Raw genomic sequence first — 15962 nt, 5'->3', positions numbered from 1 at the left:
TACCTTCGGTGCGGAGGGACAGGCTAAATCAGTTCAGTCAGGGTATCGCTGAGCCGGACCAGTTCGTGGTCATGCGAGGCCACCAGCACGGCGATGCCATCGGAGGTGGTGTCCTTGAGGATGCTGATGATGCGGTTCGCGGAGGCCCGGTCCAGGCTGGCCGTGGGCTCGTCCACCACCAGCACGCGGGTGCCCAGGATCAGCGCCCGCGCAATGGCAACGCGCTGGCGCTCACCGCCGGACAGCTGCGCCGGGCGGTGCCGCATGCGCCGGCCCAGGCCCACCAGGTCCAGGAGGTCCTTGGCCATGTCGCGGCGCTGTTCCACCTCGCCGTCGGGCACAGCCGGCAGCAGCACGTTCTCCAGCGCGCTCATGCCGTCGATCAACGCACCGCCCTGGTCCACGTAGCCAATGAGCGCACGACGGCGGTCGGCAATCTCGTCGTCGCCCATGCTTTCGAGCGAATCGCCTTCCCAGAAAACCCGGCCCGACGTCGGCAGCGTCAGCCCCGCGCCGACAGTCAGGATGCTCGTCTTGCCGGATCCGCTGCGGCCCGCAACGCAATGCATCTCACCGGCGTGCAGGGTCAAGTCAAAGTTCTCGACCACGCTGACGGCCTCGGCGCCGCTCTTGCCACCGCCGTAGCGGATGGTGATGTCCTTGAGTTCCAGCGGCGTGGCGTGGTCGGCGGCCTTGACGATGGTGTTGGCGCGCGTCTGCAGCGACACGTCTCCCCCGCTGGCCCTCCGGCTGCGCTGGACGTTCGTGGAGTCTGTCATCGGACTACTTTCGTTGCAATTGGAATCCAGCAAAGGACGGCTACCAGGCCAGCTACCCCGGCCCAGAGGGCGGCGTAGGGGGCCAGCAGCAGGCCGATTCCCAGCGCACCCAGCACGCCGAGAGGTAGTGCCACGGTTCCCACCAGGGCGTTTTCGAAGAATCGCACCTGGCGGAGCATGTCCGGGTTCCAGCCCATGGCCGAAAGGATACCCAGGTATTGGCGCTTGGCGTTGAGCTCAAATCGGCCGGTGACCAGCGTGAGGATGAGGCCAACTGCGACGCCCGCCACTGCCAACACGATGCTGGGCAGCGCCACGCTCGTGGCCGCCAGACCACTCAACGCGCTGGCACCGGCAGCCCGGGGGATGTCGATCAGCAGGGATATCAAGCCACCCACCGACGCGCCAAACACGCCCACCGCCACGGCCAGGGACAACGTGTTGAACTTGTTGGTGGCCAGCTGCCTGTTGGCAAAGGTCAAGGGCGAATCCACGGCGATCAGCCGCTCATCATGCTGCGGCTCCTGATCTATCTCATCGCGATGCCGCAGTTGGCGGGCCGCAAAGAGAGCAGCACCAACGTAGAGCACCAGGACGGCACCCGTCACCAGCGCCGTAGTGAAGCTCCAGCTGATCAAGCTCAACACCAGCCCGGCGATGGTAAGCAGGATGGCACCAACGCCGAACTCCTCCAGCACCCAGGTGCGGATGCGGCGTTGCGTCCAGCCCATGGCCCGCAGTGTCCCGGCCTCGGTGCGGCGCTTCCGGATGTAGCTGATAGTGGACGCGCCGGTGAGCAGCGCAGCCCCGCACAGGGTGAGGAAGAGCAGGGTGACATTGGTGCCGGTCAGCGAACCGGTCACGGCTTCAGCGGCGTTCTGGCGTACCCACGACTGCTGGACAGTGCCCAACGCGGCTTCCTTGCCGGCGTCGTCCTTGGAGTATCCGGGGACGAAAATGCTGGCGTCTTCGCGCGCGGAACCGGCCACCACGATGGCTTCCAGGCCCATGCTGCGGATATCGGTCGCTAATTTCTCGACGTCCGGCTGTGCTTCCTTCCAGGTGCCGGGCGCGGTGGCCCGGACGCGGATGGCGTCAATGACCGCCGCGTTTTCGGTGTAGCCGCGGGCTGCAGCCAGGCCGTAGTAGTCGGTGATGGCACCGGCGGACTGGCCCGCAAGGCCGGTGGCGCTCAGCGAAGGCTTGAGCTCGGCGTTGGCGTCCTTTCCTGCCGCATCCTTGACCAGCGAGAACGGTGTGGGGTCATAGCCGCCCAGCGGCAACTTGTTCACGTCACCGGCAGCTTGGGCTACGGTGGCCGGGTCGAACGTGCCGTAAACCATGGCCAGCGGCGCAGCAGATGTCTTGCCGGTGGCGACGCTTTCCCGATAAGAGCGTTCGTCCACGGGCGCGCGCTGGGTCTGGTCCACTGGAGCTCCGGTGGCGCTCTTCTCCGGCAGGCGGTTGACGGTAACCCATTCGCCGGGCTCGGCTGTCTTACCCTCAGCGCCGTTGGCTGCGGTTTCGCCGTTCAGGTACTGCGGAGCCGCGGTGAAGACGGTGCTCCATGTGGCGGGGGTGTACAGACCCTGGTTGAAGTTTCCGTTGCTCCCCAGCAGTGAACTGTGATCGGTGGAGCCAGGCCAGGACAGCGCGAACGGATCCTTGGACACGAACGGCAGGTAATCCTTACCCAACGAGCGGGAAGCGGTGCCGACGTCCTTGACGACCTTGCCGGCGTCGTCGATTTCTTCGATCTTGACGTTGTAGGTCAGGTCCAGTGACGTGCCCGAGCGGACCACCAGTGGAATGGCCTGCGAGGCGTCCGTGAGCTGGCCGGTGCGCTTGGCCTGCTGGTACTGGGTCATCAAGGGCGCCCAGTATTTGAGCTTGACGCCCAGGAAATCGGGGCCCTCTTCAAGCTTCGAAAGATCAATCCCGGTGGTGAACAGGCCTTCGAAGTAGCGGCCGACCGCGCCGGCGTTGCGGGCGTCAGCGGGCGGCGCCTTCTCCAACGGGGCCAGGAAATCGCCGGCGTCACCCAGCAGCGCACGCTCGGAGGCGGGGTCGACGGCGACCACGGACTCGGTGACTTCAGGCGCCAGTGGGAGCGCTACCGACAGGTTGAAGAGGTTGTGCTCAGAGCCACCGGCAGGGGACGGGAATTTGATCCCGGTTTCCTTCTCCGGGGCGGCGATGCGGATGCTGCTGCCCCCGCCCGCTTTCTCCTCCATCAGCTTGGCCTTGCCCAACGTCCCCTCCGCGGAGGTTTTGAACAGGGTCTGCTCGGAGACGCCGTCGGAACTCACAGCGCTGGCCGTGAGCCGGTACTTCTTGGTGCCATCACTGAGGACGGACTCCGCAGCGGGCCAGTCAGCGGGCGCAGTGGCGCCCGCGGCCTGATCAGTGCTGGCCGTTCCCGCCAGCCCGGAGTTGTAGCCCAGGTAGTCCATGGCGTCCAGGCGTGGCGTTTCCAGGTTCTGGGTGACCCTCGAGACCAGGCTGATGGGCGCCGCAACATCGGTGCCCGGCAGCTTGCGGATTTTATCCAGCTGATCGAAGCCGATCCCGCCGGTGCCGGTGGCAATTTCCGGCTGCATCAACGTTCCGGCCGGCGCTTTCGCCTGGACCAGGATGTCGTAGAGCCCGCGGGAATTCTCATCCACGGTCCGGTTCAGCGCAGCTTGCGACTGGCTTTGGACAAGAACCGACAAGCACATCGCTGCAATGAGGATGGCAGCGGTCAGCAGCAGCACTTTGCTCCTGATGAACCTCTGGACAGCGTTCATTGAACTCCCTGAAACCTGGTTTGCGTACGCACACTCATATCCACCCCGGCGGGACAAGCCCCAGCAAGACATGGCGCAGCTGGGACAGATGTGCAAAAGTATTGGCCGGCCTGCCGGCACCGTCCAGAACTACGACAGCGCCATTTTTCAGCAGACCGACCAATCATACGTGCCCCATGCGGGGCGCGCCCAAGCGACGCGAACGCCGTCGGCGTTTCCTAGTCCTCCAGGTTTACTTCCCGCACCATGTCAGCGCCGATTCCGGACTTGATGGCGTCCAGGACCTGCTGCGGGACGGAGCTGTCAATGGTGAGCAACGCCATAACCTGGCCATCCTCATCCTGACGAGCCACCTGCATGCCGGCGATGTTGATGTTATTCATGCCCAGGATGTGGCCGATGGTGCCGATCACGCCTGGACGGTCGGCGTACGCCACCACCACCAAGTGCTCGCTGATGGGGATCTCCACCTCGAAGCCGTTGACGCCCACCAGCTTGGGGATCTGCTTGGGGCCGGTCAGCGTCCCGGCAACAGAGATCTGGGTGCCGTCGCTCAGGGCGCCACGCAGGGTCAGCAGGTTCCGGTAGGACTCCGTCTCGGTGGTGGTGATCAGGCGGACGTTGATGCCGCGCTGCTCGGCGATGACGGGAGCGTTGACGTAGGAGACCTGCTCGGTGACCACGTCGGCGAAGATGCCCTTCAGTGCTGCAAGTTCCAGGACCTTGACGTCCAGGCTGGAAATTTCGCCGGCAACTTCGACGTCGAACTGGGTCAGGGACCCGTGGGTCAGAGCCGTGAAGATCCGGCCCAGGTTCTCGATCAGCGGGATACCGGGGCGAACGTCAGGGGCAATGACGCCGCCAGCAACGTTGACGGCGTCGGGTACCAGTTCGCCGGCCAGGGCCAGGCGGACGGACTTGGCGACGGAGACGCCGGCCTTTTCCTGGGCTTCGTCGGTGGAGGCGCCCAGGTGCGGGGTGACCACCACGTTGTCGAGTTTGAAGAACGGCAGGTCCGTGCTGGGCTCTTTGGAGAAAACGTCGACGCCGGCACCGGCAATCTCGCCATCCTGCAGTGCGGTGTACAGGGCTTCCTCGTCCACCAGACCGCCGCGGGCCACGTTGATCACGTACGCGGAGGTCTTCATCTTCTTGAAGGCTTCGGCACCGAGCATGCCCACCGTCTCCGGCGTCTTGGGCATGTGGATGGTGATGAAGTCAGACTGGGCCAGCAGTTCATCAAGGGTCACCAGCTGGACGCCGAGCTGTGCGGCCCGGGCCGAGGTGATGTAGGGGTCGTAGGCCAGGATCTTGGTCTCGAAACCCTTCAGTCGGGCAGCAACCAGGGCGCCAATGCGGCCCAGCCCGATGATGCCGACCTTCTTTTCAAACAGTTCGATGCCCGTGTACTTGGAGCGCTTCCACTCGCCGTCCTTGAGGGCCGAGCTGGCCTGCGGAATGTGGCGGGCCAGGCTGAGGATGTGCCCCACAGTGAGTTCAGCTGCGGAAACGATGTTCGACGTGGGGGCGTTGACCACCATGACACCGGCCTGGGTCGCGGCCTTGATGTCCACGTTGTCCAGGCCCACGCCTGCGCGGGCGATGACCTTCAGGTTCTTCGCTGCCGCGATGGCCTCGGCATCCACTTGGGTGGCCGAGCGCACCAGGATGGCATCGACGTCGACAATTGCCTCGAGCAGCTGCGCACGGTCAGCGCCGTCCGTCTGGCGGATCTCGAAATCCGGGCCGAGTGCGTCAACGGTGGCGGGGGAAAGTTCTTCGGCGAGCAGTACTACGGGTTTTGACACGGGGGAATCCTCTGCGTTGCAGTCCTTGGAATGGGACAAGTCTAGGCCGACGGAAAGGCCGGACTCACATTGTTAAGTGTGGGCCCGGCCTCGCCGATGATGCTTCGGTGGTACTTCGCGTAGCTGGGACGCGGGTGGGTGCTAGCGGGCTACGGAGCCGTCCACGTAGTCCTCGTCCTGCTGCTGCCAGGCGAAGAGGGCGCGCAGTTCGCGGCCCACGCCTTCGATGGGGTGCTGTTCGCCCTTTGCGCGCAGTGCCTTGAACTCCACACCGCCGTTGTCCTGGTCTTCGATGAACCGGGTAGCAAACGCGCCGGACTGAATGTCGGCGAGAACTGCCTTCATGTTCTCCTTCACCTCGGGGGTGATGACGCGCGGGCCGGAGACGTAGTCGCCGTATTCTGCGGTGTCGGAGACGCTCCAACGCTGCTTGGCGATGCCGCCTTCCCACATGAGGTCAACGATGAGCTTGAGCTCGTGGAGTACCTCGAAGTAGGCGATCTGCGGCTGGTAGCCAGCTTCGGTCAAGGTTTCGAAACCGTACTGGACCAGCTGGGAGACGCCGCCGCACAGGACTGACTGCTCGCCGAACAGGTCGGTTTCGGTCTCTTCGGTGAAGGTGGTCTTGATGACACCGGCGCGGGTACCACCGATCGCCTTGGCGTAGCTCTTGGCGAGGTCCCAGGCAGCGCCCGAGGCGTCCTGCTCCACAGCAATGATGTCCGGGATGCCACGGCCGGCTTCGAATTCGCGGCGCACAGTGTGACCCGGCGCCTTCGGGGCGATCAGGATGACGTCAACACCCTCAGGTGCCTGGATGTAGCCGAAGCGGATGTTGAAGCCGTGGGCGAACGCCAGGGCCTTGCCCGCGGTCAGCTTGTCCTTGACGAAGTCGTTGTAGATGGCGCGCTGGTGCTGGTCCGGTGCCAGGATCATGATGACGTCGGCCCATTCGGCGGCGTCGGCAACGTTCTTGACGGTGAAGCCGGCTTCTTCGGCCTTGGCGATCGACTTGGAGCCCTCCTTGAGGGCAATGACAACCTCGACGCCGGAATCCCGCAGGTTAAGTGCGTGGGCGTGACCCTGCGAGCCGTAGCCAACAATGGCAACCTTGCGGCCCTGGATGATTGACAGGTCTGCATCGTCGTCGTAGAACATTTCAGTCACTTGCGTAACTCCTCTTGAGTGGTGTGGTAAATCGGTGGTGGTAAGTGGTGCTGCGGTTGCGGGCGGGCCCAACCTCAGGCAGGTGCCTAGGCTGAACGCAACGCCCGGTCACTCATGGAGCGGGATCCCCGTCCAACGGCCAGGGTGCCGGACTGCACAATTTCGCGAATGCCAAAGGGCTCCAGCACGGAGAGCAGTGCGGAGAGCTTTTCGGGGTGACCGGTGGCCTCAATGACGACGGAGTCGGTGGAAACGTCCACCACTGAGGCGCGGAACAGGTCTGCAGCTTGGGTGACCTGCAGGCGTGTCGCGGCATCCGCACGTACCTTGACCAGGATGTGGTCGCGCTGTACGGAAGATTCAGCGGTGAGTTCGACGATCTTGATCACGTTGATCAGCTTGTTGAGCTGCTTGGTGACCTGTTCGATGAGCTCACCGTCGGCGTCGACCACTACCGTCATCCGGGAGATGCCCGAAACTTCGGTGGGGCCAACGGCCAGGGAGTTGATATTGAAGGCGCGGCGGGCGAAGAGGCTGGCCACGCGGGTCAGAACGCCGGGCTTGTCTTCGACCAGCACGGACAGTGTGTGGCGGGTCATGTCAGTCTTCCTCTTCCCAGTCCGGGGTCATGTTGCGGGCGATCTGGATCTGGTCGTTGCTCACGCCGGCGGGGACCATGGGCCACACCATCGCGTTGGGGCTCACCACGAAGTCGATCACCACGGGGCGGTCGTTGATTTCCAGGGCCTTCTGGATAGTGGCGTCGATATCTTCGGCACGTTCGCAGCGGAACGACGCGCAACCGTAGGCCTCCCCCAGCTTAACGAAGTCCGGGATGCGGACGGTGTCGTGACCGGTGTTGAGGTCGGTGTTGGAGTAACGGCCTTCGTAGAACAGGGTCTGCCATTGGCGGACCATACCCAGCGAGGAGTTGTTGATGACAGCAACCTTGATGGGGATTTTGTTCAACGCGCAGGTGGCCAACTCCTGGTTGGTCATCTGGAAGCAGCCGTCACCGTCGATGGCCCAGACCACCCGGTCCGGGTTGCCCACCTTGGCGCCCATGGCTGCCGGCACGGCGTACCCCATGGTGCCGGCGCCGCCGGAGTTCAGCCAGGCGTGCGGGCGCTCGTACTTGATGAACTGGGCAGCCCACATCTGGTGCTGGCCAACACCTGCAACGTAGACACCCTCCGGTCCGGTGAGCGCGCCGATGCGTTCGATGACCCGCTGCGGGGCGACCAGCCCGTCCTCCGGCTCGGTCCAACCCAGCTGGTAGGTGTCCTTGAGGTTGTTTAAGAACGCCCACCAGGTGGTGAGGTCCGGAGCGCCAACTGTGTCGAACTGGGTGCGGACGGCGTCGGTCAGTTCAGGGATGATCTCCTTGACGGAACCCACGATCGGCACGTCAGCGGTCCGGTTTTTGGAGATTTCCGCCGGATCAATATCGGCGTGGATGATCTTGGCGTTGGGCGCAAAGGTCTTCAGCACGCCGGTGACGCGGTCATCGAAGCGGGCACCGAGGGTGATCAACAGGTCGGATTGCTGCAGCGCCGTGACGGCCGACACCGTTCCGTGCATGCCGGGCATACCCATGTGCTGCGGGTGTGAATCCGGGAAGGCACCCTTGGCCATCAGCGTGGTCACCACGGGGGCGCCAGTGGCTTCCGCGAGGGCCAGCAACTCAGCTGAGGCGTGCGCCTTGATCACACCGCCGCCGACATAGAGCACCGGCTTCAACGAGGCAGCGATCAACTTTGCTGCTTCGCGGACCTGCTTGTTGTGTCCGCGGGTCACGGGACGGTAGCCGGGGAGGTCGATCTTGGGTGGCCAGGAGAAGGTCATCTGGCCAACTTGGGCGTCTTTTGCCACGTCCACCAGAACGGGGCCCGGCCGGCCGGTGGACGCGAGGTGGAAGGCCTCGGCCATGACGTGCGGGATGTCGTTGGGGTCGGTCACCAGGAAGGAGTGCTTGGTGATGGGCATGGTGATGCCCACAATGTCAGCTTCCTGGAAGGCGTCGGTGCCAATCACCGAACTGGACACCTGGCCGGTGATGGCCACCAGCGGCACGGAATCCATGTGGGCGTCCATGATGGCGGTAACGAGGTTGGTGGCACCGGGGCCGGAGGTGGCAATGCAGACACCCACCCGTCCGGTAACCATGGCGTAGCCTTGCGCGGCGTGGCCGGCTCCCTGTTCGTGACGGACCAGCACGTGGTTCATGTTGGAAGCCATCAAGGGGTCGTAGGTGGGCAGGATCGCGCCACCGGGCAAACCGAAAATATCGTCGACGCCGAGTTCTTCGAGCGAGCGGACAATAGCTTGCGAGCCGGTCATCACCGTTGGGGGTACAACGTTGTTCGGCCCAAGGACAGGAGAGATAGCAGCAAGGTCTGCGACGACGGCGGCGGTTTCTGCCGTCCGGTCGGCGCGTTCCGGAGCCTTGGCGGCTCCAGCGGACTTGTTAGCCATCAGCGAGGGGCTGATCGGCGATCCTTTGCTCATCGGACTCTTCCTTGTGGATCTTTTGTGGTGCATGGATACTGCTGGAAAATAAACTGCGGGAAATAAAAAAACCCCTCAGCCTGGTGGCTCTTCGAGGGGTTTGCGCGTGACGGTTCGTTACCAGGGCTAAGGTGCCACGCGCTTGGTAAGGACGACGACAATGCCGACAGTAACGAAAGTCATGCGTTTAGTGTTCCCTCTGGTGAACAGAGTGTCAACGAGGACCCCCCTTGTCTCACCATGTGGACTTGCCTGTCCACGGAGTGGCTACCTTCCCCAACTAGGTAGCGCTAACTGCGGTTATGAGGGGTCAAAACTGCAGTTAGCGCTACCTAGTTGGGAGAGCGGCGCCGAAACGGGAGTTACCCGCAGTACGCGCCGGTTGATGCGCTGTGCACCAGCTTGGCGTACTTGGACAAAACACCCTTGGTGTAACGGGCCGGGAGCGGCTCCCAACCAACCTTGCGGGCTTCAAGCTCTGCGTCCTCGACCAGCAGGTCGAAGCTGCGGGCTGCGATGTCCACGCGGATCCGGTCGCCGTCCTTGACGAACGCGATGGGACCGCCGTCGACAGCCTCAGGCGCGACGTGTCCGATGCACAGGCCGGTGGTTCCGCCGGAGAAGCGGCCGTCTGTCAGCAGGAGCACGTCCTTGCCCAGGCCAGCGCCCTTGATAGCGCCGGTGATGGCGAGCATCTCGCGCATACCCGGTCCGCCCTTGGGGCCTTCGTAACGGATCACGACAACGTCACCGGCGTGGATTTCGCCGTTATCCAGAGCCTTGAGGGCGCCTTGCTCGCGGTCAAACACGCGGGCGGTGCCTTCGAAGATGTCAGCATCAAAGCCGGCACTCTTGACCACGGCGCCCTCGGGAGCCATGGTGCCGTGCAGGATGGTGATGCCACCGGTCTTGTGGATCGGGTTGTCGAGCGCCCGGAGGATCTTGCCGTCAACATCCGGCGGGTTGATCGCTTCAAGGTTCTCGGCAACGGTTTTGCCGGTGACGGTGAGGCAATCGCCGTGCAGCAGACCGGCGTCGAGCAGTGCCTTCATGATGACCGGCACGCCGCCGATCTTGTCGACGTCGGTCATCACGTAGCGGCCGAACGGCTTGAGGTCACCCAGGTGCGGGATCTTGTCGCCGATGCGGTTGAAGTCGGCCAGGGTCAGGTCAACCTCAGCCTCGCGGGCGATGGCCAGCAGGTGCAGGACGGCGTTGGTGGAACCACCGAAGGCCATGGTCACGGCGATGGCGTTCTCGAAGGCCTTCTTGGTCATGATGTCGCGGGCCGTGATGCCCTTCCGGAGCAGGTTGACCACTGCTTCGCCGGACTTGCGGGCAAATTCATCACGACGGCGGTCGGCCGAAGGCGGTGCGGCGGAACCGGGCAGGGACATGCCCAGGGCTTCGCCAATGCAGGCCATGGTGTTTGCGGTGTACATGCCGCCACAGGCACCTTCGCCGGGACAGATGGCCTTTTCGATGCGGGTGAGGTCTTCCAGGCTCATCTTGCCGGCAGCGCAGGCGCCCACGGCTTCGAAGGCGTCAATGAGTGTGACTTCCTTCTCCGAGCCGTCTTCGAGCTTGACCCAGCCGGGCATGATCGAGCCGGCGTAAAGGAAAACGCTGGCGAGGTCCAGGCGGGCCGCTGCCATCAGCATGCCGGGCAGTGACTTGTCGCAGCCGGCCAGGAGGACGGAGCCGTCAATGCGCTCAGCCTGCATCACGGTTTCCACGGAGTCCGCGATCACTTCACGGGACACCAGGGAGAAGTGCATGCCTTCGTGGCCCATCGAGATGCCGTCGGAGACGGAGATGGTGCCGAACTGCATGGGGAATCCGCCGCCAGCGTGCACGCCTTCCTTGGCGCCTTGAGCCAGCCGGTTCAGGGAAAGGTTGCAGGGCGTAATTTCGTTCCAGGAACTCGCGACGCCGACCTGCGGCTTGGCGAAGTCGTCGTCGCCCATGCCGACGGCACGGAACATGCCACGCGCGGGGGCGGCATGAATGCCGTCAGTGACGACGCGGCTTCGGGGCTTGATATCAATTGTTGCTGGTGTTTCGATCTGGGTGTCCTCACTCATGAGAGAAAGTCTATGACTCCCCGCGGCGGCCCAACGACAGTCGGCACGCGTTTGACCGCAATTTCCCGAATATTTCGACCGAATAGTGGACTGGCGTCTTACATATTGAGATGTTACTGGTCATTCCGGGGTAGCTGTACGGTTTCCTGCCGTCCCGTGCGGCCGGCAGCGACCTCCACCGCCTCGGCGGCGAGCATGTCCAGGACGTCCCGGATGGTAGTCCGCTCGGCAACGTCGGACCGCACCAGCGCCACGATGCTGCGCCTCGCCGGAACGCCCACCAGCGGCCGCAGCACGAATCCGCGTCACTCGTTTCCGGCTGCCGTGTACCGCGGCAACAGCGTCAGCCCGTGCCCGGCGCTGACAAGCGCTTCCAAAACACGCAGATCCGGAAAAAGCTGCACTCTTAGGGCAGCCACGCCTGCGCGCTTCTCAACCTGCTTCAGCACGGCGTCGAACGGGAACCCGTCCGGCACGCCAATCCACGGCTGGCCCACCACGTCCCGCGCCGTGATCTTGGTCTTCGCTGCCAACGGATGGCCCGCCGGAATGGCAACATCCAGGGGCTCATCCAGGAGCGGTACCACCACCAGGCCGTCACGGGCAAATACCTCAGGGCCATCGACGCTGTGCGCCAGGACCAGATCGTAGTCCGCAGCCAGGCCCGCGAATCCGGCAACGGCAGGATCTTCAAAACACGCTTCGAGGCGAAGGCCTTCGACGGCGCGGACGCGGTGCAGGAGTCCTGGCAGGAACATCTCTGCGGCGCTAGGGAAGAACGCCACCCGAACATGCGCCTGCCAGCCGCGCCGATACGTGTCCACGGTTGCCTCGGCCCGGGCCATCGCCGTCGACACCTCGGCGGCAGCCGTGGCCATGGCCCTGCCCGCCTCCGTCAGCCGCACTCCCCTGCCGGATTTCTCCACCAGCACCACGCCCAGCTCTTCCTGCAGGGTCCGCAACTGTTGGGAAACGGCCGACGGCGTGACGCCCAGGGCGTCGGCGGCCGCACCGACGGTGGTCCTATCGGCCACCTCGCGAAGAATCTGCAGCCGCTTGAAGTCCATGCCAGAAGGCTACGGCACGGCTACCGAGGATCGCCCCGGCAGCCGTGCCGTCATGCTGGCCGGCTTAAACAACAAGGTGCCGCGAATATTACTGTTCGCGGCACCTTGGGGAAGTTTCGGTTGACTAGGCAGGCAACACGAACGCGGCGTCAACGTTGATGGTTACCTTGTCGCCAACCAGCACGCCACCAGCTTCCAGCGCTGCATTCCAGGTGATGCCGAAGGCCTTGCGCGAGATCTGGGTGGTGGCGGAGAAGCCGGCGCGGGTGGCGCCGAAGGGGTCAACAGCCATGCCGCCGAACTCAACATCGAAGGTCACGGGCAGGGTGGTCTCTTTAATGGTGAGGTCACCGGTGAGCTTGAACTCCTCGGCGCCGCCCTCCGCTCCGGTGGACTTGAAGGTCATGACCGGGAACTGCTCGACGTCGAAGAAGTCGGCGCTCTTGACGTGGCCATCGCGGTTTGCATCATTGGAATCGAAAGAAGCGGTCTGCACGGTGGCCTCAACGGAGGACCCGGTCACGCCCTCCCCTACTACCAGGGTGGCCTCGGCCTGCGTGAACTTGCCTCGGACCTTGCTGATGCCAGCGTGGCGGACAACAAAGCCAACCTCTGAGTGGGCGGCGTCAAGGGTCCAGGTGCCAGCGGAAAGTTCGGTGCTCATTTAGTTCTCCTTGGTTGATGTGCTGCGCGATGCGCACATTCATGCATATGCATGAAACTTAGCATTGGTTAGTTGACTTGTCAATCATTTCTTGAAGGTCACCGGTGAGCTGTTCATCGACTCCCCAGCGGAGCGTGCTCAGCCGCGGGGTCGGAGCCGGACGTTGGGCAGGACAGGAGCGGGCAAGGGGGCCGGTTGGCCTGCGGGAAACGGGCCGAACCGCGGATACGGTGCACCGTCTGGATAGGTTTCATCCGCAGGTGGGTCTGCGGGCTCGGCGTCGATCTCGGCCTGCCAGGCGGCACGGTACGCGGTCACTTCCTCATGGCTGCGGCCCACGAAGTTCCACCACATGACGATCTGTTCGCCCAGCGGTGTGCCACCGAGGATCAGTACCCGCCCGGGTGCGCTGCCTGCGGTCAGCGTCACGGAAGTGCGGCCAGGTGGCAGGTAATGCAAATGATTCACGCTCAGGTCACTCCCGTCGAGGCGGACATCACCGGCGTCGACCAGTATCCCGTGTTCAAAGCTCGGATCGAGGTCCAGTTCCAGCTTCCCCCCGGCCTGGAAGACGGCTTCGGCCCCAAGCAGCGGCGGCGTATAGGTCGTGATGGGCGACGACGATCCAGCCAACGTACCAATGAAGACTCGCAGTTCGCTGCCGTCGCCATGGCTGGGTTGAGGCGCGAAGTGCTGGAAGGTGGGCGCCATGTGGCGGGTCTCCGCGGGCAACGCGTACCAAAGTTGCGCGCCGTGCAGGACTGTGGTGTCCGGCGTCGAAAATTCCTGGTGCGAGATCCCGCGCCCGGCCACCATAAGATTGACTTCCCCGGGCCGGACGATCGCCTCGAAACCAGCGGAGTCTCGGTGAGCGATCTCGCCGGTGAAGAGCCAACTCACCGTCGCCAGCCCCGTGTGCGGATGACGGGCCACCCTCATGCCGCCGGTGTCGGGGACGGGATCTGGGCCGTAATGGTCCAGGAAGCACCAGGCCCCAATAAGGCTGCGCTGCTTCTGCGGCAAGGTTCGCCGGACCGACAAGGACCGTGGCCCGCCCAGAGGCACGTCCCTGGGAGCCAGGAACTCGATCGATTCTCCGCAGGAGCTTCCCGTGCAAACGACCTCGTCCGGGACAGTCTCCAGGTTGCTCATAGGGACAGCCCTTCTTCATCGTCATCGCAGGTCTGTGGGTGCGGCGCCGATCCATCCGACCGTTGTACCGCTTGGGCTTCAGCCTAGACCTCAGCCTGGTTCTGGATGCAGCATCCCGGTGGTGAGGCCGGGAAACACCGCGTGAACAATGTGGACAGCGGCAAGCCCCCCACGTAGCGTCAGGAGAAAGCAGCACCCGCACGGAGTAAAGGAATCATCATGGACATTCTTATCTGGATCATAGTGATAGTTGTTGTGGCGGGCCTGGTGTGGTGGCTTCTCAACCGTAGAAAGTCCAGTGGGGCCAGTTCCGCCGGAACTATGCCCACCCGCGCCGATGGGGCCCTGTCCGGTGGGAGCGCCGCCGCCTCGGCCGTTGCCGCGGGGACCACCGGCATCGCCACCGCAGCTGGTTTTGGCAAGGCTTCTGAGCCGGCTGGCCCCACCACCGCCGAAGATCCGATTGCCACGACCGCCTCGGCCGCCGCCTCCGGCGAGACTGCTGCCGCGTCCGACGCCGACGTTCAGCCAAGTGCCGAACCGGCGCCTGCTGCTGAACCGCAGACCGTTTCCGCTGCCGCCACCGCGACCGACGCCGACGCTCAGCCAAGTGCCGAACCGGAGTCCGCGTCAGCCGACGGACTGACGACAAACGCTCCCGCCACTCCCGTGGAGACTGCCGAGACTGCCGAGACGGCTGAGTCGCCCATCGCCGCTGATTCCGTTGCTTCTGGGGTGACCGTGCCCGCGGCACTGCCGGCCGATTCCGCTGCGGATTCCGCCATCGGTTCCGAGCCACCTGCTGGCCCCGCCGACGTCGAACCACTTCCGAACAGTGGAGCCGGCCAGGAGACCGAAGGCACCACCGCCTCCACTCCGATAGTCGCTCCGGCCGATACCCCGGAAACGGCCGAGACCACCCCGGCCGGCGTCGTGATCCCTGCAACCGAGGCGCCAGTTGCAGGCGGCGCGGGAGAATGGGAAACCCAGTGGTCCGAGCCCAGCCACGTGACGGAGTCGGCAGCGCCTGCGCACCACTCGGAGTACACGGACACCCACGCCGCCACGTTGCCGGGCGCGGAGTCGGCCGCTGGGGAAGAGGGCGACTCCGCTGTGGAGTCGAACTCCGCCAGCATCGCACCGACTGAGTCTCACGGTGCCGAGACCAGCGCACCCGCCTCCGCCCTGGCTGCGCCTGGACACCTTGCTGCTGATGAGCCGTACGGTTCCGGGTCAGCCGCCGCGCGGGCCGACGGCAGCGGCCCAGCTGACTTCACCGTCAAGGGTGACGCCACCACCATGGTCTATTTCGAGGATGATCACGCCGACTACGAGTCAACTGTTGCCGGCGTTTGGTTCGAGTCTGCAGCCCATGCCGAAGCCGCCGGTTTCCGAGCACCGCGTCGTCAGCGCCTCTAGTCTTTCGACAGGCCCCTTGGGTTGCCGCCCGGTGTCACTGTGGTTCATTTCACAGGGGCCTGGGCGCTGCAGTGCAGGCTTTTCGAGGTTTCCGCCCTGAAACAGGCTGGCCGATTCCCCCAAAAACGCTGACTTTCTGGGAGTTCTGCGGTCAGCTCGACGGCACCATCCGAGACTGACCAGCCGATTTCACATGAATCAAAAGTTCGTGTAGAGTTTCATGTCGTTGCGGAGATCAACGGGGAAGAAAAATCCACCGAAGATCACAGCAAAAAGATGCACCTCTAGCTCAATTGGCAGAGCAATTGACTCTTAATCAATGGGTTCCGGGTTCAAGTCCCGGGGGGTGCACCAATGGGAAAACAACCTCCGGTTTGCGGTAACGCAGACCGGAGGTTGTTTTGTTTAACAACCCTCCCGGAGATCTTGAACTGGTCCCCGTTTGTTGGACTGGTTTATTGGGATTCTAGGCTGCGGTGGCTTGGGCCCGGTATTGGACCGGGCTTAGACCGTTGAGTTTGGTTG

General features: G+C 64.0%; 12 protein-coding genes and 1 tRNA gene. 2 read left to right on the top strand and 11 right to left on the bottom strand.

The window, feature by feature from the left end; translation table 11 throughout:
- Positions 1-23: 23 nt before the first annotated feature.
- The 11 genes from PSET11_RS11015 to PSET11_RS10970 all read right to left on the bottom strand — a co-directional run bounded on the left by PSET11_RS11015 (position 24) and on the right by PSET11_RS10970 (position 14018).
- Positions 24-779, bottom strand: a complete 756-nt coding sequence (locus PSET11_RS11015; protein WP_124092254.1) for an ABC transporter ATP-binding protein — start codon at positions 777-779, stop codon at positions 24-26.
- Complete coding sequence (locus PSET11_RS11010; RefSeq protein WP_124092252.1) at positions 776-3568, bottom strand: ABC transporter permease; 2793 nt, start codon at positions 3566-3568, stop codon at positions 776-778. The genes PSET11_RS11015 and PSET11_RS11010 overlap by 4 nt, the downstream gene beginning before the upstream one ends.
- Positions 3569-3786: 218 nt before the next feature.
- On the bottom strand, positions 3787-5376 hold the full coding sequence (gene serA / locus PSET11_RS11005; RefSeq protein WP_124092250.1) for a phosphoglycerate dehydrogenase: 1590 nt from the start codon (positions 5374-5376) through the stop codon (positions 3787-3789).
- Positions 5377-5517: 141 nt separating this feature from the next.
- The gene (gene ilvC / locus PSET11_RS11000; RefSeq protein WP_124092248.1) at positions 5518-6543 is read right to left on the bottom strand and encodes a ketol-acid reductoisomerase; all 1026 of its coding nucleotides are present in this window, start codon (positions 6541-6543) and stop codon (positions 5518-5520) included.
- Positions 6544-6629: 86 nt separating this feature from the next.
- Positions 6630-7142, bottom strand: a complete 513-nt coding sequence (ilvN, locus tag PSET11_RS10995) for an acetolactate synthase small subunit (protein ID WP_124092246.1) — start codon at positions 7140-7142, stop codon at positions 6630-6632.
- Position 7143: 1 nt separating this feature from the next.
- Positions 7144-9051, bottom strand: a complete 1908-nt coding sequence (locus PSET11_RS10990; protein WP_124092244.1) for an acetolactate synthase large subunit — start codon at positions 9049-9051, stop codon at positions 7144-7146.
- Between the two features lie 362 nt (positions 9052-9413).
- The gene (gene ilvD / locus PSET11_RS10985) at positions 9414-11135 is read right to left on the bottom strand and encodes a dihydroxy-acid dehydratase (RefSeq protein ID WP_124092242.1); all 1722 of its coding nucleotides are present in this window, start codon (positions 11133-11135) and stop codon (positions 9414-9416) included.
- 113 nt (positions 11136-11248) lie between these two features.
- Positions 11249-11431, bottom strand: a complete 183-nt coding sequence (locus tag PSET11_RS17090; protein WP_345788825.1) for a hypothetical protein — start codon at positions 11429-11431, stop codon at positions 11249-11251.
- A gap of 9 nt (positions 11432-11440) precedes the next feature.
- Entirely contained in the window at positions 11441-12202 is a 762-nt protein-coding gene (locus PSET11_RS10980) for a LysR family transcriptional regulator (protein WP_345788824.1), read from the bottom strand.
- 124 nt (positions 12203-12326) lie between these two features.
- A complete protein-coding gene (locus tag PSET11_RS10975) occupies positions 12327-12866 on the bottom strand; it encodes a YceI family protein (RefSeq protein WP_124092240.1) in 540 nt (179 codons plus the stop codon).
- A gap of 138 nt (positions 12867-13004) precedes the next feature.
- Positions 13005-14018 (bottom strand): pirin family protein, encoded by a 1014-nt coding sequence (locus PSET11_RS10970; protein WP_124092238.1) that lies wholly within the window; start codon positions 14016-14018, stop codon positions 13005-13007.
- Positions 14019-14237: 219 nt separating this feature from the next.
- On the opposite strand from PSET11_RS10970, the gene PSET11_RS10965 reads away from it, so the two are divergent.
- Positions 14238-15437, top strand: a complete 1200-nt coding sequence (locus PSET11_RS10965) for a sunset domain-containing protein (protein ID WP_124092236.1) — start codon at positions 14238-14240, stop codon at positions 15435-15437.
- A gap of 278 nt (positions 15438-15715) precedes the next feature.
- Positions 15716-15791 (top strand) — tRNA-Lys (locus tag PSET11_RS10960).
- The last annotated feature ends 171 nt before the right edge of the window (positions 15792-15962 follow it).

Source organism: Arthrobacter ulcerisalmonis (assembly GCF_900609065.1).
GTDB lineage: Bacteria > Actinomycetota > Actinomycetes > Actinomycetales > Micrococcaceae > Arthrobacter > Arthrobacter ulcerisalmonis.
Note: the sequence above shows the minus strand (reverse complement) of the source record. Positions and strands in the feature narration are given on the sequence as shown.

What these genes read in the sequence shown, in the direction of transcription:
- PSET11_RS11015 (WP_124092254.1), bottom strand. Translation starts at nt 779, where the DNA reads ATGACAGACTCCACGAACGTCCAGCGCAGCCGGAGGGCCAGCGGGGGA.
- PSET11_RS11010 (WP_124092252.1), bottom strand. Translation starts at nt 3,568, where the DNA reads ATGAACGCTGTCCAGAGGTTCATCAGGAGCAAAGTGCTGCTGCTGACC.
- ilvN (WP_124092246.1), bottom strand. Translation starts at nt 7,142, where the DNA reads ATGACCCGCCACACACTGTCCGTGCTGGTCGAAGACAAGCCCGGCGTT.
- PSET11_RS10990 (WP_124092244.1), bottom strand. Translation starts at nt 9,051, where the DNA reads ATGAGCAAAGGATCGCCGATCAGCCCCTCGCTGATGGCTAACAAGTCC.
- ilvD (WP_124092242.1), bottom strand. Translation starts at nt 11,135, where the DNA reads ATGAGTGAGGACACCCAGATCGAAACACCAGCAACAATTGATATCAAG.
- PSET11_RS10980 (WP_345788824.1), bottom strand. Translation starts at nt 12,202, where the DNA reads ATGGACTTCAAGCGGCTGCAGATTCTTCGCGAGGTGGCCGATAGGACC.
- PSET11_RS10975 (WP_124092240.1), bottom strand. Translation starts at nt 12,866, where the DNA reads ATGAGCACCGAACTTTCCGCTGGCACCTGGACCCTTGACGCCGCCCAC.
- PSET11_RS10970 (WP_124092238.1), bottom strand. Translation starts at nt 14,018, where the DNA reads ATGAGCAACCTGGAGACTGTCCCGGACGAGGTCGTTTGCACGGGAAGC.
- PSET11_RS10965 (WP_124092236.1), top strand. Translation starts at nt 14,238, where the DNA reads ATGGACATTCTTATCTGGATCATAGTGATAGTTGTTGTGGCGGGCCTG.